Below are 22,248 nucleotides of genomic sequence, written 5' to 3'. Positions count from 1 at the left end.
CCCTTGCCGTTCAAGGTCGCAATTAAATGAGCGACGCAGGAAAAGGAAACGCGGCGCGGCCCAACTGCAACATCCCGATCCCCGATGCGATGTTAGTGAGGAACGCGGCGCGGCCCAACTGAACCGCCCCGGGTTTGTCGGAGGCCCCAACTCCTGAGAGGATGGGGCTATGACGAGCAAGACGACGAACACGTTCTCGCCTGAGGTGCGTGCCCGCGCGGTGCGGATGGTGCTGGATCACGAAGCCGAGCATCCGTCGCGCTGGGCAGCGATCACGTCGATTTCGGGCAAGATCGGCTGCACGGCGCAGACGCTGAGCGAGTGGGTGAAGAAGGGCGAGATCGACAGCGGTCGCAAGCCCGGGCTGACGGCGGAGATGGCGGCCAAGCTGAAGGCTCTCGAACGCGAGAACCGCGAGCTTCGGCAGGCGAACGAGATTCTGCGCAAGGCATCGGCGTATTTTGCCCAGGCCCTTTCGGCGAATGCATGCATTCGCCTGTCGGGTGAGAGGAGCTCGACCGCCGACACCGGTCATGATCGCCTTCATCGATGACAACCGCGGGGCGTATGGGGTCGAGCCGATCTGCAAGGTGTTGCCGATCGCCCCGTCAACCTACCATGAGCATGTCGCCAAGCGGACCGATCCCCGGAAGCTGTCGGCTCGGGCGAGGCGGGACCAGGAGCTTAAGCCGCAGATCGAGCGCGTGTTCAGCGAGAACTTCGAGGTCTATGGCGCACGCAAGATCTGGCGGCAGATGTTGCGCGAGGGGTTCGACGTTGCGCGATGCACGGTCGAACCCCTGATGGCCGACCTCGGCCTGCAAGGTGTCATTCGCGGCAAGCCCCTCCGCACGACCGTTCAGGACAAGGCTGCGCCGTGTCCACTGGACCATGTCAACCGGGTGTTCCATGCGCCGGCGCCGAACATGCTGTGGGTCTCGGACTTTACCTACGTCTCGACCTGGTCGGGCTTCGTCTACGTCGCCTTCGTCATCGACGCCTATGCGCGGCGGATCATCGGGTGGCGGGTGAGCCGGACGGCTCATGCCAGCTTCGTGCTCGATGCGCTGGAGCAAGCTCTTCACGAGCGTCGTCCCGTTCATCGAGGCGGCCTAGTGCATCACAGCGACCGTGGCTCCCAGTACGTGAGCATCCGCTATACCGAGCGTCTGGCCGAAGCGGGCGTCGAGCCCTCCGTCGGCAGTGTTGGCGATAGCTATGACAACGCCCTCGCCGAGACGATCAACGGGCTCTACAAAGCCGAGCTGATCCATCGGCGCGGGCCGTGGCGATCCTTCGAAGCCGTGGAGTTCGCGACGCTGACCTGGGCCGACTGGTTCAACAATCGACGGCTGCTGGAGCCCATAGGCAACATTCCGCCGACCGAAGCCGAGGAACGCTATTACGCGATGCTGGACGAGCCAGCCATCGCCGCATGACTCAAACCAAACGGCCTCCGGCGAACCCGGGGCGGTTCAGGGTGGGCTGCCGCTCGGGTGCAGCAGCTCATCTGGATAAGGGTATATGGCGAGATTGGAATTGATCACCCAATGTCCGCTTCCCGGCGATGTCTTAATGTCTGCATTTGGCGCCTCACTGATATGGACAGCTTAGAGCTTTACCTGCATCGGATTGCTCGCGCTCAGCCGCTGCGGCGGACGTTCCAGAAGATCGGTGTGGGCCACGGAACGAAGCCCGTAAGGTCGGCACGCGCCGCCGTCGCGAAATAATATTGGCCGAGCGGAATGAAAGGCACGTTTTCGAAGGCGAGAGCCTGCATCCTGCGGGCGATCTGCCTCTGAGTGGCGAGGTCCGGTGCATCGATCCAGGCGTCACGTAGCTTTTCCATGTCGGGATCGGTCGGCCATCCGAACCAGCCGGCCTTGCCGGTGCCGCGCAGTGGCAGGTGCACGGCCGGGTTCATCACCGAAAGCCCGGTATAGGAGGTGCAGAACATCGACCAACCGCCCTTCTCAACCGGTTCCTGGCTGGAACGCCGCTGCACCAGCGTGCCCCAGTCCATGGTGACATGGTCGACATTGATGCCGATACGCTCCAGCGTCGCCGCCATCACCGGCGCAAACGTGCCAAGCACCGCCTGATCGCCCGGCGCCATCAGCACTGCTCGCTCGCCCTTGTAGCCACTCTCTGCGACCATCTTCTTCGCCAACGCGATGTCGGCCTTGAAGGCGCCGATGGCTTCGTCATTGTCCATTGGCAGACCCTTGGTGAAAACACCGACGCCGGTTGTGAATAACTCGGGCTCATTATTGAAGGCAGCCTGCATGAATTCCTTCTGGTCGACCGCCGTCAGGACCGCCTGTAGCAGCTTGCGGTTGTTGAAAGGCGGGTGCAGGTGGTTGATCGCTGCCATGCCGATGGCGCCAATGCGGTCGTTGCGTAGCACGCGGGTCGCGGGGTTGTTGCGAAGGATCGGCAGCAGGTCCGGCAACGGACTCTCCAGCCAATCAGCCTCGCCAGTCTGCAAGGCGGCGGCGGCAGAGGCTGGGTCGGGCATCACGATCCATTCGATCCTGTCGAAATGGGCAATGCGTCCCCCGGCGAGCAGGCTCGTCTCCTCCTGGCGCGGCACATAGCGATCGAAACGGGCATAGGCAGCGCCAGCGCCGGGCTTCCATTCGTCGCGCAGGAAGCGATAGGGGCCGGATCCGACATATTCCGAGATCTGCTTGAACGGGTCGGTCTTCGCGATGCGCTCCGGCATGATGAAGCAGTAATCGGCGAGCGCGTTCAGCATCAGCCCGAAGGGCTTTTTCAGCCGGACCGTGAAGACCTTGTCGCTCTCGATGGTGAACTCCGCACCATAGCTCATCATCAGCTGGCCGAGCGGCCGGCGTTTCGCCCAGCGATGGATGGAGGTGACGAGGTCGATCGATCGCACCGGTTCACCATCATGGAAGATCAGGCCGTCGCGCAGAGTGAAGCGCCATGTCAGCCTGTCATCCGACAGTTCATGACCGGCGACCATTTGCGGCCTGGGCCGGTAGTTCGCATCGAGCGCATAGGGCGTATCCCAGACCATGAAGCCATGGTTGTAGGCGACGGTCGCAGTGGTCCAGATCGGATCGGGATTGGCGAGGTCGGCCTGTGGGATGAACTTCAGGACGCGCTGGCGGCTCTGCGAGAGTGCAGGGCGGGCGATGGCGGTCGCCGCGGCGGCGGCGAGGAAGTCACGGCGTCTCATCACGAAGCCTCCCTGATATGGAGTGGGTAAAGGGTGGATGGAGCGAGGCGGAACGGAAAGCGGTTGATATCGAGCGCCGCCGGCCCAGGCGCGTCGATGTCGATCATGGCCGGGCAGATCGCAGAGAAGGCGGCGCGGAAATGGTTCTTCGCCTTGACGCAGAGCAGCGCGACCTCGATGAAATCAACCCCATGGAGCGCGTAGAACGCCGGGTCGTGCGCCGAACCGCAGGCGGTGGTGACGATCACCCTGACCTGTCCGATTCCGATCACGGCCGTCGGCCCGAGCGTCATCGGCAGGCCGCGCATCATCGGGCCACTATTGACATAATGGCCGTCCGTCAGCCTGAGGACGGTCCCGGAGAATGGCACCGGCGGGCCGAATTCGGCGCTGATCCGGCCGCCGAGCGTGCCGCTGATCGCGGCGCCCTCGCCCGCTGCGATGCAGCGCTCGACCAGCGCGGGATCGGCGAAGAAGGCCAAGACGGTCGATACTTGAGGGGCGGCTTCCAACAGCGCCCGCAGCATTTCCGGCGTATCGCCGATACCGCCGGAGAGCGGGTTGTCGCCTGAATCGATCACCGCGACAGGCTGCGATTCCCGCCCGAGTTTGAGAGCCTGCGCGATGCCCGTGGCTGCATCGGGGAGCGAGATGTAGAATCGGCCGAGCCGCCGGCGGGTCTCCTCGACGATGCGCTCGGCGGCACGCTTCGCCAGCTCCTTGTCGCCATCGGCGTAAACCAGCGCACCGGCGCCCGCGACGATCGTGTCGCCATAGGAGAAGCCTCCGAACGGCGAGGCATCGAGGATGCGCGGATCGAATTCGAGACCGCGCGCGAAAGCCTCCAGCTCCGCCATAGGCCCCTCCGCAGTCCGCATATTGATGCTGGGCAGGATCGCGTCGAGCTTGGCGATGTGACCGACGGGGTGGACCTCGCCTTTCACAGTGCGGTCGAGCACGTCGAGCACTAGCTCGGCGGTCTCCTTCATGTCGACATGAGGATGTTCCTTGAAACCGGCCGCGAAGGTCACGAGATCGGCGATGCGCGGGTCAAGATTGGCGTGCAGGTCGAAGCTGACGCCGAAAGGTATCTCGGGCCCTATTGCCTCTCGGACGCGCCGGACGATCTCATAATCGGCGAGATCCATGCCTTCGACCACCATCGCGCCGTGCAGCGAGAGAAACACCGCGTCCCATTCGCCTTGGATCAGATCGGCGACGATCTCGTCGAGGATCGCATCGTAGGCCTCGCGGGTGACCGGGCCGGCTGGCGTCGCGCCCGCCATGCGAAGGAAAGTGCCACGCCATTCGGGATGGGCGTCGAGAAACGCTACGGCGCCGCCGCCCTCGGTCGTGGTGCCGCGGTAGACAGCCTCGGCCTCCTGGCCCTGATACCATTCACGCCGGAACTCGTTGAGCCCGGTTATCACCGGCGAGAAGGAATTGCCTTCATGCGAGAACCGGGCAACGGCGAGACGCGGCATCGGTAATGACCTTCAGGAAGCGAGAGCCAGATCGACCGCCTCGCCGAGAATTTCGACGATCCGGTCGATCTCTTCGGCCGTGACGATATAGGGCGGGGCGAGCAGTACATGGTCGCCGCGGACCCCGTCGGCCGTGCCGCCGGAGGGGTAGCAGGCGAGGCCGAGATCGAAGGCAGCTTGCTTGACCCGCTCGTTGAGCCGGAGCGCCGGGTCGAAAGGCTCCTTTGCCGAGCGATCGGAGACGAGCTCGATCGCCTGGATCAGGCCACGGCCGCGGATGTCCCCGACATGGGGATGGTTGCCGAAGCGGGCGTTGAGCCGCTGCGAGAGCCGCTCGCCCATCGTTTGAACCCGACTGAGCAGACCCTCGGATGCGATGGTCCGCTGCACGGCGAGGGCTGCGGCACATGCGACTGGGTGGTTCATATAGGTATGGCCGTGCCAAAGCCGGCCGCTGCCCGCGCGGATCGCGGCAAAGATCGGCTTCCGCATCAGCACGGCGGCAATCGGCTGGTAGCCGCCGCCCAGCCCCTTGGCGACGGTCTGTAGATCGGGGCTGGCGCCATCCTGCTCCCACGCATGCATGGTCCCGGTCCGGCCCATGCCGCACATCACTTCGTCGAGGATGAGCAGCGCGCCGTGGCGATCGCAAAGGCGGCGGACCATGGCGTGATAGCCGGCCGGCGCCGGCATGGCGCCGGCCGTCGCGCCGATCACCGTCTCGGCGACGAAACCGGCGACGCTGCCGGGCCCGAGGCGCTGGAACTCGGCCTCCAGCTCGGCTTCGAGACTATCGACGAAATCTGCCTCGCTCGTGCCGGCCGGCCTGCGATAGGCATTCGGCGCCGAGACATGGCTGAAGCTCTCGGGCAGGAGCGGCGTATAGGGAGCGCGGCGGCTCGCATTGCCGCCCGCCGCCAGCGCTCCGAGCGTGTTCCCGTGATAGCTCTGGCGCCGCGCGATGAAATGTGTCCGGCCCGGCTGGTCGATCTCGAGGAAATACTGCCGTGCCAGCTTGAAGGCGCCTTCGCAGGCCTCGGAACCCGAAGAGACGAAATAGGCATGACTCAACCCGCCTGGTTCGTGACCGACGAGGCAGTCCGCGAGTTCCTCCGCCGGCGCACTGCTGAAGGCGCCAGTATGGGCATAGGCGAGCTTGCCGACCTGTTCCCGGATCGCTGCGACGACCGCAGGATGGCCATGACCGAGGCAGGAGACCGCGGCGCCGCCAGCCGCGTCGATGATCGCGCGCCTGTCGGCGGTCTGGAGCAGGATGCCGCTGCCTTCGGCGGCGATCGGCGGCGGCGAGGCCGGCGAGCGGTGCAGCAATCGTGTCATCGCCGGCGCGAGCCGGTTTCGAGATAGGGCGTATGTGCGGCGATGCGCGCCTCGGTGCGGCGCAGTTGCTCGCGTCCGGCGTCGCCAGCGCGCGAGTAGAGCGTCGCGGCGAGCGCCTGCACCAGCGCGATGCAACCGGTAAGCGAGGGGAAGAAGCCGCTCGAATCCGTACCGAAGGTGAGCACCACCGCCGCGCCCTCGGCGACAGGGGCGTCGGGGCGGTCGACCACCGCGACGACCTTGGCGCCAGCATCGGCCGCAGCCTCCGCGCAGAGCAGGCCGTCGCGCGAATAGGGATCAAAGCCGAAGAGCAACAGTGCATCGCCGGCCTTGAGCGCACCGAGTTCGACATCGAGCACGCCTCCAACGCCCCCCATCAGCGCGATGTCCGGGCGGAACAGCCGATACTGGTAGTGAAACAACAGCGCCGGGGCATGGCAGCTCCGAAAGCCGGCGACGAGAACGCGCGGCGCCGCCTCCAGCAGCGCCGCTGCCTGCTCGATCCGCTCGGCATCGAGATGATCAAGAATAGCCCGATCGGCCGCGATCATGGCGCCTGCGAGCGGCTCCGTGCCTCGCTCCGGCAGGGGCCTAACTGAGAAGGGCCGCCGCGCGCCGAGGTTCTCGCGCGTGTCGGCGATCAGGCCGGCGCGTAACTCATCCCAACCTGGAAGGCCAAGCGACTGGGCAAGCCGCGTGAACGTCGCTGGCGGCAGTCCTGCGGCCCGGGCCAACCCGCGCATCGGCATTGTTGCCGCCTCGAAGCTGCGCCCGATGACGAAGCGCGCCGCGTCCGCCTGCTGTGGCGGCAGGCGGCGCAGAGCGGCGGTAAGGAGGGCCACAGTATCAGCGGTTGCGGTACGCATGTTCTCTCGTTCTTGAAGTTGCGAAACGAATGTTTCGTCATGGGGCATCACAAGTCAATGGGGTCCGTCTGCCTCTTACGAGGTATGCCGAACCCTACCACCGACCTGCAGATTGAGGCGCTGAGAGCTAAGCTGCTGACCTATGCAGACTGACACACGCTCAGCGTCCGCTTCCTGCGGACCGCTCCATGTCCGGAAGTGGCGCGACGCCGACGGCACGCACGCTTGAAACAGCGTGCGGCCAATTTTTTGGGTCGTTTCAGGCGTCCGCTTTGAAATCGAAGCAGCGGAACGGATTGACCGCCTCGAGATTGATTTCGGCGCCGATACCCGGGTCTGTCGGGACCGCGAGACGGCCCTTGACCACCGCCTTCTCGGGTGGATTGGCGAGGACCTGGACATAATCGTTTGCATCCGAGAAATACGGATATGTCTCCAGCGGCATGCCCATGCCGGACGCTGCCCAGACCTGCACCGTCGCAGCCGTGCAGAGGGAACTGGCGCAATTGTGGGGAGAGACGCGGGCGTTGTAGCTCTCGGCCATCGCGGCAATCTGAACCGCCTCAAAGATGCCGCCGCAGTTGCCCACGTCAGGCATGACGATGTCGATCCCTCCCGTCTCCAGCAAATTCCTGAAGCCCTGCCGCGTATAGACCCGTTCGCCAGCGGCGATCGGGATCGGCCACCGCCCTGCAAAATTCCGCAGGCCCTGAATGTTGAAGGGGTCAACGGGCTCCTCGACCCAGGTCACGTCGAGTTCCGTGCAGACGTCCATGAACCGGATCAGCTGATCGTTATTTAGACCGCCGCTGAGGTCGAACATCAGGCTGATATCCGGGCCGACCACTTTCCGGAGCGCCCGAACGCGATTGATCGCTCGCTTGAACTCCTCGGTGCTTAGCGAACGACGTTGGACGTGCCGCAAGGTCCCACCCTCCTGGCGGGTCGCCAAGGGATAGCACTTCAAGATGGTGTAACCGTCTTTCAATGGGCGCTCGGCGGCCTTAGCCCACTCCATCGCGTCGTCGTGATCCGTGTTCCAGCCATTGGCGTAGACCTCCAGCGAGCTCTCAAACTTGGCGCCAAAGAGCTCATAGACCGGGACCCCGAGCGATTTTGCCTTGATGTCCCACAATGCCTGGTCGATAGCGCTCAACGCTGCGAACACGATCGCGCCACCGCCCTTGGTCCAGAAAGAGTTATCGTAGATCTCGTGCCAAATGTTGCGCGGGTAGGTGGCGTCCTGACCTACGACCTTGTGTGCCAGGTCGCTAAGCATGCCGGCTGCGGCGTTCGCGCCAATGCCATAGGCGACGGCGGCCTCGCCATAACCCTTGATGCCATCCCTGGTCGAAAGCTCGACGAGAACGGGATGGAGACCGCCACCTCGGATGTTGAAGACCCGCAGGTTGTCGATTGTGAGCACGAGAATGTCCTTTCCGCCTAAGGCACAGGGATCCCGCCGACGCCACTGCACATGGCGCCTTGGATCTTCTGCCGAGCTGTGAAGCTTTCAGTGAGTGAGGATGCGTTTCAGAAACAGCGCGAGCCGTTCCGAAGACGGAGATTGAAAGAGCTGTTTTGGCGGCCCCACTTCCGCAATGGCGCCTTGGTCCATGAAAACGACCCGATCCGCGACCTTCTGAGCAAATCCCATCTCATGCGTAACGCAGACCATGGTCATGCCGGATGCAGCCAGTTCCATCATCGTATCGAGCACCTCGGAGATCATCTCGGGATCGAGAGCGGAGGTAGGTTCATCGAACAGCATGATACGCGGCTGCATGCAGAGCGCCCGAGCGATCGCCGCGCGTTGCTGCTGCCCGCCCGAAAGCTGTGAAGGGTACTTGTGTGCGTGCTCAGCGATATGGACACGGCGAAGGTAGTCCATGCTGCGCTCCTCGGCTTCCTTTTTGGACAGGCCTCGCGCCTCCATCGGCGCGAGCATGCAATTTTCCTTGATGGTCAGATGAGGGAAGAGGTTGAAGGACTGGAAGACCATCCCGACCTCACGTCGCACCTGGGCGAGGGTCTTCGGTCCCAGCTCGACACCCTCGACGCTGATCTGCCCACCTTGGTGCTGCTCGAGGCCGTTTATGCAGCGTATGAGGGTCGATTTGCCCGATCCGGATGGTCCGCAGATCACGACTTTCTCGCCCTTGTCTATGGACAGTGACACGTCCTTGAGGACGTGCATCGCACCGAACCACTTGTTCAGTCCCTCAAGAGCGATGACCGCCTCGCGACCGGCTTCGGCTGCTGTGGCTTCAATCGGCATCCTTCACCATCGCGAGCACGCGCTCGCCCTCGCTGAGAATGTGGTGTTCGCTATGTCCGGCCGCGGCAGCGCCATCACCGGCGAGAACAGCGTCGATAATCGGAGAGTGGTGGTCGATCGCCACCGACAGGTTCGGGGCGGACGCGTAGGTCGAGTTGATGAAGAGGCGGATCTGCTGCTCGACCATGAGGTACTGATCGAGAAGGCGTTTATTGCCCGACAGCTCGACGATCGTGCGGTGGAGCGAAAAGTCGTGGTCGACCGCGACTTCAACATCCGATCGTTCGCAAGCAGCGAAGAATGCATCCCGGACCGTGATTAGGCGAGCTCGCCCCTTATCGTCGATCCGCTCGGCTGCCAACCGCGCGGCAAGGCGCTCCAGGCTGCTGCGCAGCGTATAGATTTCCCAGAGATCCTGGCGATCGATAGTGGCTACGGCCCAGCCCGTATAAGGCGTCAGGACCACCAGGCGATCGCGGCTGAGCTGGTGAAGCGCAGTGCGAACCGTGCCCCGCGAGACGGCGAACTGGTCCGCCAGCGCCGCTTCGGTCAGCCGCTCACCGGGTTTCAGATCTCCTGCGAGAATGGACTCCTTCAGCGCCTCTGTAGCCAGCTGTTCGGCGGGCTGTCGCTTCAATGCGGTCAGGCTCATGGCGTGGGTGCTTTCCTCAAATCCAGGCGACCAGATCACGCCGCAGCAAGATCATAAAGGTCGCGCCTGCCCTTGGCGAAGCGACGTTCCACGGCCCGCTGGATAAAGCCGTACGCAATCGCCAGCAGCAGGTACCAGATGGCGACCACAGCGATGACCTCGAAGTACTTGAAATTCGCGCTGAACAGGTTCGTGCCCGTCGCAAAGATCTCAGGAATGGCGATCGTGAAAAGGAGCGACGTGTTCTTGAGCAGGTTGACAACCTGGTTGCCCGTCGGCGGGATCGCGATCCGTATCGCCTGCGGCAGGATCACCTTCATCATCATGGAGCGGTAGCTCAGGCTGAGAACCTGTGAGGCTTCGCGCTGGCCACGGTCGACCGATTGGATGCCCGATCGGACGATCTCCGTCATATACGCGCCCTCATTGACCCCCAGTGCGATGATGCCGGCCGCATAGGCCGAGAGGTTGATCGCACCGCCGGTGAGAGCCGGCAGCCCGTTGTACCAGAAGACGATCTGAACGAGCACCGGCACACCGCGGATGGTTGTGACGTATAGCTTCACCAGCCTCTGTAGCAGCGGGACCGGCGAGTTGAGGACGATGCCGCCCACCGTGCCGATGAGCACGCCGATCACCATGGCCGTAGCGGCCACGATGATCACGATCGCGACGGGCTCGAAGAAGCGCGTCGAGAACAGCAGGCTCAGGAAATAGTCGAGATCGAAGCGCATTGCTGCCTTCCTCGGTTCCGTGAGTTTTTGCTCAGTTGGCCTTGCGAACGTCCCCGTCGGCGAGATTCCACTTCTTCAGGATTCCTTCGTAGGCGCCCGCGCTCATAGCCGCCTTCACCGCCGCTGCGACGGCGTCCTGCGTTGCCGTTTCACCTTTCCGAATGACGATGCCATTGCGATTGCGCTCGGTGTTCGGCCCCTTGCCGCTCAGAACCGGGCTCGCTTCGACGAAGTCCTGTGGGCGCTGCTGGATCAGGTAAGCCGCGACCGGCCAGTCGACATAAGCAACGTTGACCGTGCCCTTGGCGACTTCGTTCAGCGCCTCGCTCTGGTTGGTGAAGACCTTGAGCGTCATCGGTTTGCCGGCAGGGCAGTCGCCTTTGACGCGCTCAAGCGCCGCCATCTGGGTGGATCCAGCCACGATGCTGGCTGCATGTCCGCAAACGTCGCTTTCCGTCTGGAACTTCAAGCCGCTGTTCTTCTGCGTCACCAGGCGAAGGCCGCCGACGAACACGGGGACGAAATCGAACATCTCCTTGCGGGGCTCGGTGATGCCGATCTGCGAGGCGATCACGTCGAATTTTTTGGCGATGAGACCCGGAAACAATCCTTGGAAGGTGACATTCACGATCTTGGTCTTGAGGCACATCTTCTCGGCCACGGCCGTGATGAACTCGGGATCGAAGCCTGACGGCGTGTCGTCCTTCATGAAACCCATCGGAGGGGCTGTCAGTGAAGTACCCACGGTCAGGTGGCCAGCCTCGACCAAGCTAGGAGGCGCGGGCAGGCATTGGGCCATCGAAGGGGCAACAGCCATCCCCAGGGTGGCGCCCAAGAATGCAAGGGTCGAATTCAGAGTCTTCGAGTTCATAGCAGTTCGTCCCCATTTCTTGTCATGGTCGATTGTCAGCAATCAACCATGACATAATGCGCTGGTGCTCTATGTTGTCAACCGGGCATCTGCTGGGGGCAGGTTGATGGAACCCGACTACACGCCTCGAAGACGCGAAAGTCCGCTTTAAGGAAGAGTGCTGAGGTCAGCTATTGTGAAGGGTCTCAGATGCGGGCCCTTGCGCAGCATTGATGGCGCGGCTCTTGGGCCCGCGTCTGAGAACCTCCAGTGGAGGAAGCCGCGGCCCGAGGCCGTGGGCTATGGGGATTTCGCTGAGCGGCGTGGTCTGCGGGAGCGCGCGAGGCGCGTAACGGCGGCGCGATGCTCCGACCTTGATGCCCGGGAGCCCGCGCTTGGCTGCCCATCGGACGTATCCGGGCCCACCGCGATCTCCATTTCCGCGACTGGGGCGAACAGGATCGCCCGCTCTCTGGCCGAGATCGGCGGCGCTTCCTCGGGGTGTCGTCCCGGCGCCATCGTCATGAGGTGTCGATTCTGACGGCGAGGATGGTGCGCGGCGCTGTGCCCGGTGCGAAGCGCTCGACGAGGATCATGCGGCCACCGCAGCACGGGCAAGGAGGCCTCCGCTCATCGACCGGATCGGATTGTTCGGCCGAGATCTCTGCTCCACGATCTGCCGTCATGGCGTCCGGTGTTGGCGCCGCGATGATCTGCCTGATGCGGGCGATGGTGCCGGCGCGCCGGCTCGAGGCGAGCAATCCATAATGCCGGATGCGGTGGAATCCGTCGGGCAGGACGTGGAGCAGGAAGCGGCGGATGAACTCGAAGGCCGTCAGCGTCATGGTCTTGCGCCAGGTCTCGCCGGCGGAGCGGGCGCGATAATCCTTCCAGCGGAACGTGACCCCGTGCCGATCCATGGCAATGATGCGGCTGTTGGCGATGGCGACGCGGTGGGTGTAGCGGGCGAGATAGGCCAGCACGGCCTCAGGTCCGCCGAAGGGGCGCTTGGCATAGACGACCCAGTCGGCTCGTCGCAGCGGCGCCAGCACGGTGGCGAAGGCCTCGGCTTCGGCCAGATGGGCGAGATCGCCATGGAAGGCGAGCCGCCCGGAAGCATTGAGAGCGGTGAGCCCTTCGAGGAAGAGCCTGCGGAACAGCCGCGAGAGCACGCGCACGGGCAGGAAGAAGCCAGGCCGGCACGGGATCCAGCGAGCGCTGTCAGGCGACAATCCGCCTCCGGGTGCGATGATGTGGAGATGGGGATGATGGGTCATCGCCGATCCCCAGGTGTGCAGCACCGAGGTGAAGCCGATGCGGGTACCGAGATGCCGGGGATCGCTCGCGATGGTGGCGAGCGTCTCGGCTGCTGCCTTGAACAGAAGGCCGTAGACGGCGGCCTTGTTTTGGAAGGCGATGGCCGCGACCGGTGCCGGCAGGGTGAAGACGAGATGATAGTAGGGCACGGGCAGCAGGTCGGCCTGCCGGTCCGCGAGCCAGTCCTTCGCCGCCGCGCCCTGGCATCGTGGGCAGTGCCGGTTGCGGCAGGAGTTATAGGCGATCGTCGCGTGATCGCAGTCGCCGCAGGCCATGACATGGCCGCCGAGCGCAGCCGTCCGGCAGGCCCGGATTGCACCGATCACCTTGAGCTGGCCACGGCTGAGCCGATGGCGCGCGAGGAAGGCGTCGCCATGTCGGTTCAGGATGTCCGCGACCTCCAGCGAAGGCCGCGCCATGATCGGCGCGGAGCGTTACGGCGGCGGCGGCGGCGCCAGCAGCGCGAGCGGGCTGGTCACCTCGCGCAGCGTCTTCAGCGCGACGCGGGTGTAGACGGCGGTGGTGTCGAGCTTCCTGTGGCCGAGCAGGACCTGGATCACCCGGATATCGGTCTTCCGCTCCAGCAGATGCGTGGCGAAGCTGTGCCGCAGCGTGTGCATGGACACCCGCTTGTCGAGCTTGGCCGCAACGGCTGCGGCATGACAGGCCCGGTTGAGCTGGCGCGTCGTGATCGGCTGGCCCGGCTGCTGGCCGGGGAAGAGCCAGCCACGCGGGCGCTTCACCCGCCACCATTGCCGCAGGAGGTCGAGCAGGTCGGGCGCGAGCATGACATAGCGGTCCTTGCGGCCCTTGCCCTGCTCGACCCGGATCAGCATGCGCGCGCTGTCGACGTCGGCGACCTTGAGGTTGGCGATCTCCGACACGCGCAGGCCGCAGCCATAGGCGATACTCAGCGCGGCCCGGTCCTTCAGGCTCCGCGCATGGGCCAGCAGCAACGCCACCTCTTGCGTGTCCAGCACGACTGGCAACCGCTCCGGCGTCGGGATCCGCGCCATGCGGTCACCGAAGCCGGTCCGTCCCAGCGTGACATGGAAGAAGAAGCGCAGTGCGGTGCAGGCCAGGTTCATCCGCGCGTAGCTGGCACCGAGCGAGGCCAGGTGGAGCTGGTAGCGCCGCAGATCCTCAGGCTCGGCCCGGTCCGGCGGCAGGCCGAGGAAGGCGGTGAACTCACGGACCTGCCGCACATAATCGCGCTGCGTATGCTCGCCAAACCGGCGGATGGTCATGTCCTCGATCATCCGCTGACGCAGCGGACTGACGGTGACGGCATCGGTCATGGAGGCCTCCAGGGATCAGGGGAAACGACCCCGAAATCCTCGGATGCAGCGCCTCACAGGCGAAATCTCAGCAATGACCGCGCCGCAGCGCCCTGCCGCGAGAGCGGCTTAGTCCTATGGCGCAATGTCCACGGAACGGCAAAACGCCCTATTTGTCACATCAGCTTGTCGAGGGTGATTGGCAGATCGCGGACGCGCTTGCCAGTGGCGTTGAAGATGGCGTTCGCGACCGCCGCACCCGTGCCGGTGATGCCGATCTCGCCCACGCCGCGTGCGCCCATCGGCGTGTGCGGGTCGGGAATATCGGTCCAGATCACATCGATCTCCGGCACGTCGAGATGCACCGGCACGTGATATTCGGCGAGGCTCGGATTCATTATGCGCCCGCTGCGCTCGTCGAATTGGGTCTCTTCCATCAGCGCCAGGCCCAGGCCCATGATGATGCCGCCGCGGAACTGGCTGGCTGCGGTCTTGGGATTGAGGATGCGGCCGCAGTCGAAGGAGCCGAGGAAGCGCGAGACGCGCGGCTCGCCGGTGACGACGTTGACGCGCACCTCGCAGAACATCGCGCCATGGCTGTGCATCGACCAATGCATCATCTCAAGTGGCTGCGGCGGCTCGGCCACGACGCTGACCTCGTCCCGCCGGGCACGGCTGAGGATCGAGGCATAGCTCTCGTAGCGTTCCGGCTCATCGCGCTTGCACAGGCCAGCATCGCGGCTGGCGACCTCTTCCGGCTTGAGCCCGGCAAGCGTCGAATCGTTGCCGGCGAGCGTCAAAAGCTCGCCGACGAGCTTGTTGTAGGCGGCGATCACCGAGGCGCCGGTCGCGGCGGTCTGCTGTGAGCCGCCGGCCATGATGACACCGGGCAGGGTCGAGTCGCCGTAATTGAAGCGGATCGCCTCCATCGGCAGGCCGAGCCGCTCGGCCGTGACCTGCGTCTGCACCGTCGCCGTGCCCATGCCCATCTCATGGACTGCGACGTCGACCGTGGCGCGTCCCTCCCGGGTGATTGTGAGGCGCGCGGCGCCGCCGGGCATGCGGTAATAAGGATAGGTCGCGGTGGCGCAGCCCATCCCCACGAGCCATTCGCCCTCCCGTACGACGCCGGGCTGCGGGTTCCGACGACTCCAACCGAAGCGTTCGACCCCCGCTCGCCACGCCTCGACGATATGGCGCGCGGAGAAGGGCAGGCCCGACGTCGGATCTTCCTTCGGCTCGTTGCGGATGCGCAACTCAACCGGGTCGATGCCTAGCTCATGGGCAAGCTCGTCCAGCGCGCATTCCAGCGCGAAGGTGCCGACCGCCTCGCCCGGCGCGCGCATGAAGGTGTTGCTCACCATGTCGAGCTCGACCTGCTGCACGTCGAGTAGGATCGTCTCGGCGGTGTAGGCGCTGCGCGTCGGCAGGATGAAGGGCTCGGGCATGGCGTTGTGCGCCGTCTTGACTGTCGTGCCGCTATGAATCAGCGCCGTCAGCCGGCCGTCGGGGTTCGCGCCCAGCGCCACGCGCTGCTGCGTCGGCGAACGGCCGCCGACGACGCGGTAGACGCCCTCGCGTGACAGCACGAGCCTCACGGGCCGGCCCGCCAGCTTCGCCGCAGCGGCCGCGAGGATATGGTGCTGCCATAGGGTCTTGCTGCCGAAGCCACCGCCGACGAAGGGCGAGGTCACGACGACCTGATCCTCGGCGATGTCGAAGACCTTGGCCAGCGTCCAGGCGCAGTGAGCGACCATCTGCTGGCTGTCGTGCACGCGCAGCGTCTCGCCCTGCCAAGCCAAAGTCACGGCGTGGAGCTCGATCGGATTGTGGTTGTGCCGCGGCGTCGTATAGAGCGCGTCGACCTTTACAGGCGCTTTTGCAAGCGCCGCCTCGGCGTCGCCCTTAGCGTCGTGCAAGGGCTGGCCCATGAACTGGGCCGTGCGTGTGCCGCGCTGCTGCGCCTGCGCAAAGTCGGTTACGGCCTCCTCGGTTTCGTAGCCGATGCGGATCAGGGACTTGGCGTGATCGGCCTGCTCCTGCGTATCCGCGAGCACCACGGCGAGCGGCTGTCCGTTCCAGTGGATCTGGCCGTCCTGCATCACTGGAAGCGCATCGCCGCCCGAGGCCTTCTGCGCCGACAGGAAGACTGGCGTCGGCTTCAGCCGCGGCGTGTTGCGATGGGTCATGACCAGGACGACGCCCGGCGCGGCCTCGGCCGCGGCGGTATCGAGTTCCGCGATCCGACCCTTGGCGACGGTGCTGTAGGCGACCGCCGCATAGACCATGCCCTCCATCGGGAACTCGGCGGCGAAGGATGCGCCACCTGTGACCTTCAGCGGGCCATCCAGCCGCGAGACCGGCTTGCCAACATGGCCGTGCCGCTGCTCGATCAGTGGATCGGGCTCTCCGCCGGGGATCCAGCTATCCGGCGCCAGCGCGACCGCCTTCGCCATCGCGGCTTGGGCGATGCCCTGGGCGAGCTGCTTGGCGTCATCGAGGATGCTCATGCGCGATCTCCCGCCAATTTTTCCAGCACCGCGACCGTCGTCCGGCGCAGCAGGTCGAGCTTGAAGGCGTTTCCCTTCAGCGGTTCAGCCGCGGCGAGCTCCGCTTCGGCCGCAGCGGCGAAGGCTTTCGCCTCGGGTCGCGAGCCGCGCAGCGCCGCCTCGGCCTTCCAGGCTCGCCAGGGCTTGTGCGCGACGCCGCCGAAAGCAAGGCGCACAGCCGCGACGCGCCCGTCCTCCACGGAGAGCGCGGCGGCGACGGAGACGAGCGCGAAGGCGTAGCTCGCCCGGTCTCGAACCTTGCGGTAGTCGGACCGTGCGGCGAGCGGCCCGGCCGGGAGGGTGATCCGGGTCACGAGCTCGCCGGGCCCCAGCACGGTCTCGATGTCGGGCCGATCACCGGGCGGCCGGTAGAGCTCGGCCAGCGCCAGGCTGCGCTCCCCGCCTGCGCTGCGCAGGTGAACCATAGCATCCAGAGCCACCAGCGCGACGGCCATGTCGGAGGGATGCGTGGCGATGCAGGACGGTGAGGCGCCGAGGATGGCGTGGTTGCGGTTGAAGCCGCCGATGGCGTCGCAGCCCTCGCCGGGCTCGCGCTTGTTACAGCGGGAGCCTTCGTCGTCGTAGAAATAGATGCAGCGGGTGCGTTGGAGGATGTTGCCGCCGACGGTCGCCATGTTGCGGATCTGGGCGCTGGCGCCGGCCAGGATAGCGCGCGCGAGCATGGGGTAGCGCCGGCGCACGAGCCGATGCTCGGCGACGGCCGTGTTGCGGGCAGCCGCGCCGATGACCAGGCCGCCATCTGCGTTCTTCGCGATCTCGGTCGAGAGCCCCGTCACGTCTACCAGCCGCCGCGGCCGCTCGATCGTCTCGCGCATCAGGTCGACGAGATTGGTGCCGCCCCCGAGATATTTGGCGGCCGGCCCGGCGGCACGCCGCACCGCATCAGCGGCGTCGGCGGCGCGCTCGTAGCTGAAGGGCGTCATCGCGCAGCCTCCCCGTAGACGGATGCGATAGCGTCGATGATGCCGTTATGGGCGCCGCAGCGGCAGAGATTGCCGCTCATGCGCTCGCGCAGCTCGTCTCGATCGGGTACGATCGCGTCGGCATCGAGATCCGGCGTGACATGGCTGGGCAGGCCGCGCTTCAGCTCGTCCCCCATCGCCACCGCCGAGCAGATCTGGCCCGGCGTGCAATAGCCGCACTGGAAGCCGTCACGCTCGATGAAGGCCTCCTGCAGCGGAGCGAGCGCTTCGAGCGCCCCCAGCCCCTCGACGGTCGTGACCTCGCGCTCCTGGTACTGAACCGCCAGAGCGAGGCAGGAATTGATGCGCTGGCCATCGACCAGCACGGTGCAGGCTCCGCAGGCGCCCTGGTTGCAGCCCTTCTTCGAGCCCGTCAGGCCGAGATGGTCGCGCAGGAGATCGAGCAGGGACGTTCGCGAATCGACGTCGATCTCGACGGACGCCCCGTTGATGGAGAACCGCATGTCACGCTCCCGGACTGGACTTTCACTTCATTCCAGTTCGCAACGCGGGGATTGGCGATCGGTTCGCTTCCGCATGGCGGGAGACTGTGCCCGCGCTCTTCCAGCGTCTGCATGACGATATTCGTCGAAGTCAGCACGAAGCTGGACCCGTCGTCGTTCAAACTGGCCGAGCACCTAAAGGACAGTGTCCACTTCTGGGCAATGAGCCAGAGGCTGTTAATGGCGCGGACCCGACGAGGTCACCGAGTCAACCAGCACACCGGATCTGGCTTCGTACAGGACGCTGCCACTGACATCGTGCCGTGGCTACCAGGTGGCTATTGGAAAAACGGCTCAGGATCGGCGTGATGCAGACCGCAGACAAGAAGTCAATAATTCTAGGTAGTTAAGTGGCGCGCCCGACACGATTCGAACGTGTGACCTTTGCCTTCGGAGGGCAACGCTCTATCCAGCTGAGCTACGGGCGCTAACCGTGCAGGCTGGATAGCCGATCCCAATTGCTTCGGCAATGCGGGATTTTGGACCGCGCGCAGTTCTCCGAAGGCAAAGGGGCCGGCGAGCGCTCACGGCGCAACTACGCTGCCGGTCCTCAAGGCGAAAGGGGCCTCTGCAATGGTCGGACCCGGACGATCGCCGATCCGACTGTGATGGGCCGGATCGCCACGTCGCATCTGGAATATTCCTTCGTCGAAGGCCAGGTACTGCAATATTGCCCCAACCGCGAACGCGATGTCGCGAGAGACTCTCACCTCGCCGCCGTCCTCGACAACTTCAGCCGAAGCCTCCTGGCATGGGACTACAGAGCTCAACCGGCTTCGAATAGCGGCAGCGCCTTTTGATGGCGACGCAGACCGCCTTCTGCAGCGAGGCCGTCAAGAATCACGCGCCCGCTTCGCCAAGCCGACGATGCTCAATACGGACCAGGGCTCGTCCTCCCCTTGCTGCTCGCCAGTGTCAGGTCGAGCGTGACGCGCCTGACCGAGATATCGTCGGGATCGAGCGCGATCTCGAAGCCCAGGTCGCGGCAGAGCGCGAGCATCGGCCCATTCTCGGCCAGGACCTGGCTATGGATGCGCTGCAGCCTCTCTGCCTTGGCCCAGTCTATGATCAGTTCCATCAGCGCGCGGCCGAGCCCGATGCCCTTGAGGTCTGAGCGCAGCAGGATCGCATACTCGGCCTCGACATGGCCGGGATCGGCATGGAGGCGCACGACGCCGGCTGCATCGCCACTGCCCTCCTCGATCGCGACGAAAGCCATCTCCCGCGCATAGTCGAGCTGGGTCAGGCGCGCGAGAAAGGCGTGGCTGAACGATTTCAGCGGCGCGAAGAAGCGCAAGCGCAAGTCCTCAGGCGTGACCCGCCCCAGCATCGCACCGATCAGCAACTCGTCCTCCGGCTTCATCGGGCGGACGAAGAAGCGCCGCTCGCCGAGCACCAGTTGCAGGGTCCAGATGCCGGGATAGGACCGGATCGCCGGCCGGCGCCGCCGCGTCGGGTCCGGCTCCAGCACGATGCGCGCATCGACCGCGACGACGCCGTTGGCATCGGCCAGGATCGGGTTGAGATCCATCGCGCGAATCTGCGGCAGCGCCGTGGCGATAGTGCCGAGCGCTACCAGCACGGCCGCGATCGCGCGCCGGTCGGCGGCCGGGACGTCGCGATAGGCGGCGAGGATGCGGGAGACCCGCGTGCGGGCGATCAGGCTCTCGGCCGAGGCGAGGTCGAGCGGTGGCAGCGCCACATGCGTATCGGCGATGAGCTCCGCCGCCGTGCCGCCGCGCCCGAAGACGATGACCGGGCCGAAGCAGGGATCGACGGAAAAGCCGGCGATCAGTTCGCGCGCCTTGGCCCGATGCGCCATCGGCTGCACCATGAAACCGGCCAGCCGCGCCTCGGGACGCTGCTGCCGCAGGCGCTCCGCCATGCGGCCGGCGGCCTCCAGCACCGCCTCCTCATTGGCGAGATCGAGCTCGACGCCGCCGACATCCGACTTATGCGCGATATCGGGTGAGACGATCTTGAGGGCGACGGTGCGGCCAGCCGCGAACTGAGCCCTCGCGGCTTCAGCGGCGGCCGTGGCATCCGCCACGATGACGAGGCTGAGCGCCGGAATCCGGAACAGGGCGAGCAGCTCCGCGACCTCGTCCGGTTCGAGCCAGGCGCGTCCCTGCGCGATCGCACGCTCGACGAGCGCAGCGGCGGCCTCGATATCCGGCTGATCGTTTTCATCGAGCACAGGCGGCGTCGCCATCAGCTCCTTGAGCAGGCGGGCATGCCGCGTCAGATGCTGGAAGCCGAGGATCGCATCCTGCTCCGTGGCGAAGGAGGGAATGCCGGCCGTCGCGAAAATTCCCGCCATCTCCTCGCCGCCACCGACCCAGACAGCCAGAACCGGCTTGGATGCCGGTCCAGCCGAGCGAGCCCCGGCCAGGGCGCGCGCGCAATCGGCGGAATCGTCCGGCGCGAGCGGGGCGTTGAGCGCCAGCACGGCGTCGACATCGCTCTCGGCCAGCAGAGACGCGGCCGCTTGATGATAATCCTGCGCCGTGCGGACGATCACGGGCTCGCGCAGCCGCCCGTCCATGCTTCCCGCCAGCCGCAACCGCGCGGCTGCGAGCGCTGCCAGCCCATCGCCATTGCTGACGATCGCGAGCCGGCCGGCATCGGCGGCACGCGCCCGTCCCAGCGTCTCGGCCGCCGCGAAGAGCTCGTCGAGATCGCTGACACGCAGCAACCCGGCCCGGTGGAAGGCGGCATCATGCGCCGCGTCGCTGGTCACGATCAGGGCCGAATGCGTCAGGGCCGGCCAGGGCGGCTCATGGCGCGGCGGCCTCAGCACCAGGACCGGCTTGAGCCGCGCGGCGGCGCGCGCGGAGGAGAGAAAGCGCGCTGCATCGGTGACATCGTCGATCGCCAGCAGGATCGTCCGGGTCGATGGATCGGCGGCGAAATGATCGAGGCAATCGGCGATGTCGACATCGGCGCCCTCCCCCAGGACCACGGCGCCGGCAAAGCCGATCCCGCGCCGGCCGGCCCAGGCCAGGATTCCGGCCGCCACGGATTTCGACTGCGCGACGAGGGCAAGCGAACCGGGGGCCAGATGCACCGGCACCGCCGTCGCATTGAGGCCGAGGCGCGGCGCGGCGAGGCCGAGCGAGGACGGGCCGATCAAGCGCAGCCCCGCGGCCCGCGCCGCTTTCCGCAGGCGCCCGGCATCGGCAGCATCCCCGTCGGGCACGAGAAGCCCGGCACAACCGCGTCCAGCCACAGCCAATGATACCTGCTCCGCAACCGCCGCCGGCGCGATGAGAAGATCACAGGGAGGCAGCGCTGCGAGACCGCCCGCATCGGCCAGCACCGTGAGCGTGCCGCGATAGGTCTCGGCGCGGATTTGCGCCACAAGCACATCCGTCTCAGTCGTGCCGGCGATGGCCGTCACCGTCATGGGTTCGAGCGCGCGTCTGAGCAGGGCGAGCGTCATTGATCGGCCGTTTCGGGTTTGGGTCAGGCCAACAGACGCGATTCTCGGCCATCAGGCCAGAGGCCTTCGCCGGATGCCCGGCCTCGACAGCGCCGATCCCGGATGCCGCGAACCGGGTTCCTCTTCGCGCGGAGCGTGTTACAGGGCGCCATGGTCACGCGCCTTACCCTCGTCGGGGTTACATCGATCCGGCAGGAGATCAAGAAGAGCCGCTTCCTGGCGGTTGCCGGTCCCGTTGCCGATGAGGCCGCGGCGAGGGACTTCATCGCGGCGCAATCCGATCCGGCCGCCACTCACAATTGCTGGGCCTGGCGCTTCGGCCAGAACTATCGCTTCAACGACGATGGCGAGCCGAGCGGCACCGCCGGCAAGCCGATCCTCGCCGCCATCGACGGCCAAGGGCTCGACGGCGTCGTGGTGGTCGTCACGCGCTGGTTCGGCGGCGTCCTGCTGGGCAGCGGCGGCTTGATCCGGGCCTATGGCGGCAGCGCCGCCCAGTGCCTGCGCGAGGCGGCGAAGCTGCCGCTGATCGAGACGGTCCCGGCCGCGATCACCTGCGGCTTCGGCGATCTGGCCCTTGTCGGAGCCCGGCTCGGCGCGCTGCCCGGCATGACGATCAGCGGCCAGGCCTTCACGGATGCCGGCGCCGTGCTGTCGGTCTCCGTCCCGAAGGACCAGGCCGACGCTATGGCCCGGCTGATCACCGATCTCACCAGCGGGCGCGCCCTGATCGATTGGAATATCTAGCGGGTTCATTGCAGGGGCACCGT

17 protein-coding genes, 1 tRNA gene, 1 pseudogene and 1 other annotated feature are annotated in these 22,248 nt (G+C 65.7%); of the genes and pseudogenes, 3 read left to right on the top strand and 16 right to left on the bottom strand.

What is annotated here, in order from left to right; all coding sequences use genetic code 11:
* The first annotated feature begins 169 nt into the window (after positions 1-169).
* A pseudogene (locus OCUBac02_RS03505) lies at positions 170-1,439 on the top strand (IS3 family transposase).
* Positions 454-608, top strand: a sequence feature (AL1L pseudoknot). Its footprint overlaps the pseudogene before it by 155 nt.
* A gap of 203 nt (positions 1,440-1,642) precedes the next feature.
* Here the strand turns inward: OCUBac02_RS03505 and OCUBac02_RS03500 are convergent.
* From OCUBac02_RS03500 to OCUBac02_RS03430, 15 genes are all read right to left on the bottom strand, one after another.
* On the bottom strand, positions 1,643-3,205 hold the full coding sequence (locus OCUBac02_RS03500; protein ID WP_173043481.1) for an ABC transporter substrate-binding protein: 1,563 nt from the start codon (positions 3,203-3,205) through the stop codon (positions 1,643-1,645).
* Complete coding sequence (locus OCUBac02_RS03495; protein ID WP_173043480.1) at positions 3,205-4,689, bottom strand: M81 family metallopeptidase; 1,485 nt, start codon at positions 4,687-4,689, stop codon at positions 3,205-3,207. Before OCUBac02_RS03495 ends, OCUBac02_RS03500 begins: the two co-directional genes overlap by 1 nt.
* Positions 4,690-4,701: 12 nt before the next feature.
* Entirely contained in the window at positions 4,702-6,027 is a 1,326-nt protein-coding gene (locus OCUBac02_RS03490; protein WP_173043479.1) for an aspartate aminotransferase family protein, read from the bottom strand.
* The gene (locus tag OCUBac02_RS03485) at positions 6,024-6,893 is read right to left on the bottom strand and encodes a MurR/RpiR family transcriptional regulator (RefSeq protein WP_173043478.1); all 870 of its coding nucleotides are present in this window, start codon (positions 6,891-6,893) and stop codon (positions 6,024-6,026) included. The genes OCUBac02_RS03490 and OCUBac02_RS03485 overlap by 4 nt, the downstream gene beginning before the upstream one ends.
* Positions 6,894-7,152: 259 nt before the next feature.
* Positions 7,153-8,319, bottom strand: a complete 1,167-nt coding sequence (locus tag OCUBac02_RS03480) for a mandelate racemase/muconate lactonizing enzyme family protein (RefSeq protein WP_173043477.1) — start codon at positions 8,317-8,319, stop codon at positions 7,153-7,155.
* 87 nt (positions 8,320-8,406) lie between these two features.
* The gene (locus tag OCUBac02_RS03475; RefSeq protein WP_173043476.1) at positions 8,407-9,171 is read right to left on the bottom strand and encodes an amino acid ABC transporter ATP-binding protein; all 765 of its coding nucleotides are present in this window, start codon (positions 9,169-9,171) and stop codon (positions 8,407-8,409) included.
* Positions 9,161-9,823, bottom strand: coding sequence for a GntR family transcriptional regulator (locus OCUBac02_RS03470; protein ID WP_173043475.1), 663 nt, complete (start codon positions 9,821-9,823; stop codon positions 9,161-9,163). Before OCUBac02_RS03470 ends, OCUBac02_RS03475 begins: the two co-directional genes overlap by 11 nt.
* Before the next feature lie 35 nt (positions 9,824-9,858).
* Entirely contained in the window at positions 9,859-10,557 is a 699-nt protein-coding gene (locus OCUBac02_RS03465; protein WP_173043474.1) for an amino acid ABC transporter permease, read from the bottom strand.
* A 31-nt stretch (positions 10,558-10,588) separates the two neighbouring features.
* Positions 10,589-11,428 carry a transporter substrate-binding domain-containing protein gene (locus OCUBac02_RS03460; RefSeq protein WP_173043473.1) on the bottom strand — a complete coding sequence of 280 codons (840 nt, stop codon included), beginning with the start codon at positions 11,426-11,428 and terminating at the stop codon, positions 10,589-10,591.
* Between the two features lie 500 nt (positions 11,429-11,928).
* Positions 11,929-13,143: an IS91 family transposase gene (locus OCUBac02_RS03455; protein ID WP_173043472.1), complete on the bottom strand. Its 1,215-nt coding sequence runs from the start codon at positions 13,141-13,143 to the stop codon at positions 11,929-11,931.
* Positions 13,144-13,158: 15 nt separating this feature from the next.
* The gene (locus OCUBac02_RS03450; RefSeq protein WP_173043471.1) at positions 13,159-14,022 is read right to left on the bottom strand and encodes a tyrosine-type recombinase/integrase; all 864 of its coding nucleotides are present in this window, start codon (positions 14,020-14,022) and stop codon (positions 13,159-13,161) included.
* Positions 14,023-14,177: 155 nt separating this feature from the next.
* Positions 14,178-16,457, bottom strand: coding sequence for a xanthine dehydrogenase family protein molybdopterin-binding subunit (locus OCUBac02_RS03445; RefSeq protein WP_244639180.1), 2,280 nt, complete (start codon positions 16,455-16,457; stop codon positions 14,178-14,180).
* Between the two features lie 50 nt (positions 16,458-16,507).
* The gene (locus tag OCUBac02_RS03440) at positions 16,508-17,494 is read right to left on the bottom strand and encodes an FAD binding domain-containing protein (protein ID WP_173043469.1); all 987 of its coding nucleotides are present in this window, start codon (positions 17,492-17,494) and stop codon (positions 16,508-16,510) included.
* The gene (locus OCUBac02_RS03435; RefSeq protein ID WP_173043468.1) at positions 17,491-17,997 is read right to left on the bottom strand and encodes a 2Fe-2S iron-sulfur cluster-binding protein; all 507 of its coding nucleotides are present in this window, start codon (positions 17,995-17,997) and stop codon (positions 17,491-17,493) included. Before OCUBac02_RS03435 ends, OCUBac02_RS03440 begins: the two co-directional genes overlap by 4 nt.
* A 390-nt stretch (positions 17,998-18,387) precedes the next feature.
* Positions 18,388-18,464 (bottom strand) — tRNA-Arg (locus OCUBac02_RS03430).
* 51 nt (positions 18,465-18,515) lie between these two features.
* Here OCUBac02_RS03430 and OCUBac02_RS03425 point away from each other — a divergent pair.
* Positions 18,516-18,836, top strand: coding sequence for a hypothetical protein (locus tag OCUBac02_RS03425; RefSeq protein ID WP_173043467.1), 321 nt, complete (start codon positions 18,516-18,518; stop codon positions 18,834-18,836).
* 71 nt (positions 18,837-18,907) lie between these two features.
* Here OCUBac02_RS03425 and OCUBac02_RS03420 read toward each other — a convergent pair whose 3' ends face one another.
* A complete protein-coding gene (locus OCUBac02_RS03420; protein ID WP_173043466.1) occupies positions 18,908-21,478 on the bottom strand; it encodes a bifunctional acetate--CoA ligase family protein/GNAT family N-acetyltransferase in 2,571 nt (856 codons plus the stop codon).
* Positions 21,479-21,628: 150 nt separating this feature from the next.
* On the opposite strand from OCUBac02_RS03420, the gene OCUBac02_RS03415 reads away from it, so the two are divergent.
* The gene (locus tag OCUBac02_RS03415; RefSeq protein WP_173043465.1) at positions 21,629-22,225 is read left to right on the top strand and encodes an IMPACT family protein; all 597 of its coding nucleotides are present in this window, start codon (positions 21,629-21,631) and stop codon (positions 22,223-22,225) included.
* The last annotated feature ends 23 nt before the right edge of the window (positions 22,226-22,248 follow it).

It is taken from the genome of Bosea sp. ANAM02, from assembly GCF_011764485.1.
In the GTDB taxonomy this organism is placed as follows: Bacteria; Pseudomonadota; Alphaproteobacteria; order Rhizobiales; family Beijerinckiaceae; genus Allobosea.
The sequence above is the reverse complement of the archived record's forward strand: the minus strand, read 5'-3'. Positions and strand labels throughout refer to the sequence as shown.

Excerpts from the sequence above, each read along its gene's own strand:
- OCUBac02_RS03500 (WP_173043481.1), bottom strand. The coding sequence starts at position 3,205 with ATGAGACGCCGTGACTTCCTCGCCGCCGCCGCGGCGACCGCCATCGCC.
- OCUBac02_RS03495 (WP_173043480.1), bottom strand. The coding sequence starts at position 4,689 with ATGCCGCGTCTCGCCGTTGCCCGGTTCTCGCATGAAGGCAATTCCTTC.
- OCUBac02_RS03490 (WP_173043479.1), bottom strand. The coding sequence starts at position 6,027 with ATGACACGATTGCTGCACCGCTCGCCGGCCTCGCCGCCGCCGATCGCC.
- OCUBac02_RS03485 (WP_173043478.1), bottom strand. The coding sequence starts at position 6,893 with ATGCGTACCGCAACCGCTGATACTGTGGCCCTCCTTACCGCCGCTCTG.
- OCUBac02_RS03475 (WP_173043476.1), bottom strand. The coding sequence starts at position 9,171 with ATGCCGATTGAAGCCACAGCAGCCGAAGCCGGTCGCGAGGCGGTCATC.
- OCUBac02_RS03470 (WP_173043475.1), bottom strand. The coding sequence starts at position 9,823 with ATGAGCCTGACCGCATTGAAGCGACAGCCCGCCGAACAGCTGGCTACA.
- OCUBac02_RS03465 (WP_173043474.1), bottom strand. The coding sequence starts at position 10,557 with ATGCGCTTCGATCTCGACTATTTCCTGAGCCTGCTGTTCTCGACGCGC.
- OCUBac02_RS03460 (WP_173043473.1), bottom strand. The coding sequence starts at position 11,428 with ATGAACTCGAAGACTCTGAATTCGACCCTTGCATTCTTGGGCGCCACC.
- OCUBac02_RS03455 (WP_173043472.1), bottom strand. The coding sequence starts at position 13,143 with ATGGCGCGGCCTTCGCTGGAGGTCGCGGACATCCTGAACCGACATGGC.
- OCUBac02_RS03450 (WP_173043471.1), bottom strand. The coding sequence starts at position 14,022 with ATGACCGATGCCGTCACCGTCAGTCCGCTGCGTCAGCGGATGATCGAG.
- OCUBac02_RS03445 (WP_244639180.1), bottom strand. The coding sequence starts at position 16,457 with ATGGCGAAGGCGGTCGCGCTGGCGCCGGATAGCTGGATCCCCGGCGGA.
- OCUBac02_RS03440 (WP_173043469.1), bottom strand. The coding sequence starts at position 17,494 with ATGACGCCCTTCAGCTACGAGCGCGCCGCCGACGCCGCTGATGCGGTG.
- OCUBac02_RS03435 (WP_173043468.1), bottom strand. The coding sequence starts at position 17,997 with ATGCGGTTCTCCATCAACGGGGCGTCCGTCGAGATCGACGTCGATTCG.
- OCUBac02_RS03420 (WP_173043466.1), bottom strand. The coding sequence starts at position 21,478 with ATGACGCTCGCCCTGCTCAGACGCGCGCTCGAACCCATGACGGTGACG.
- OCUBac02_RS03415 (WP_173043465.1), top strand. The coding sequence starts at position 21,629 with ATGGTCACGCGCCTTACCCTCGTCGGGGTTACATCGATCCGGCAGGAG.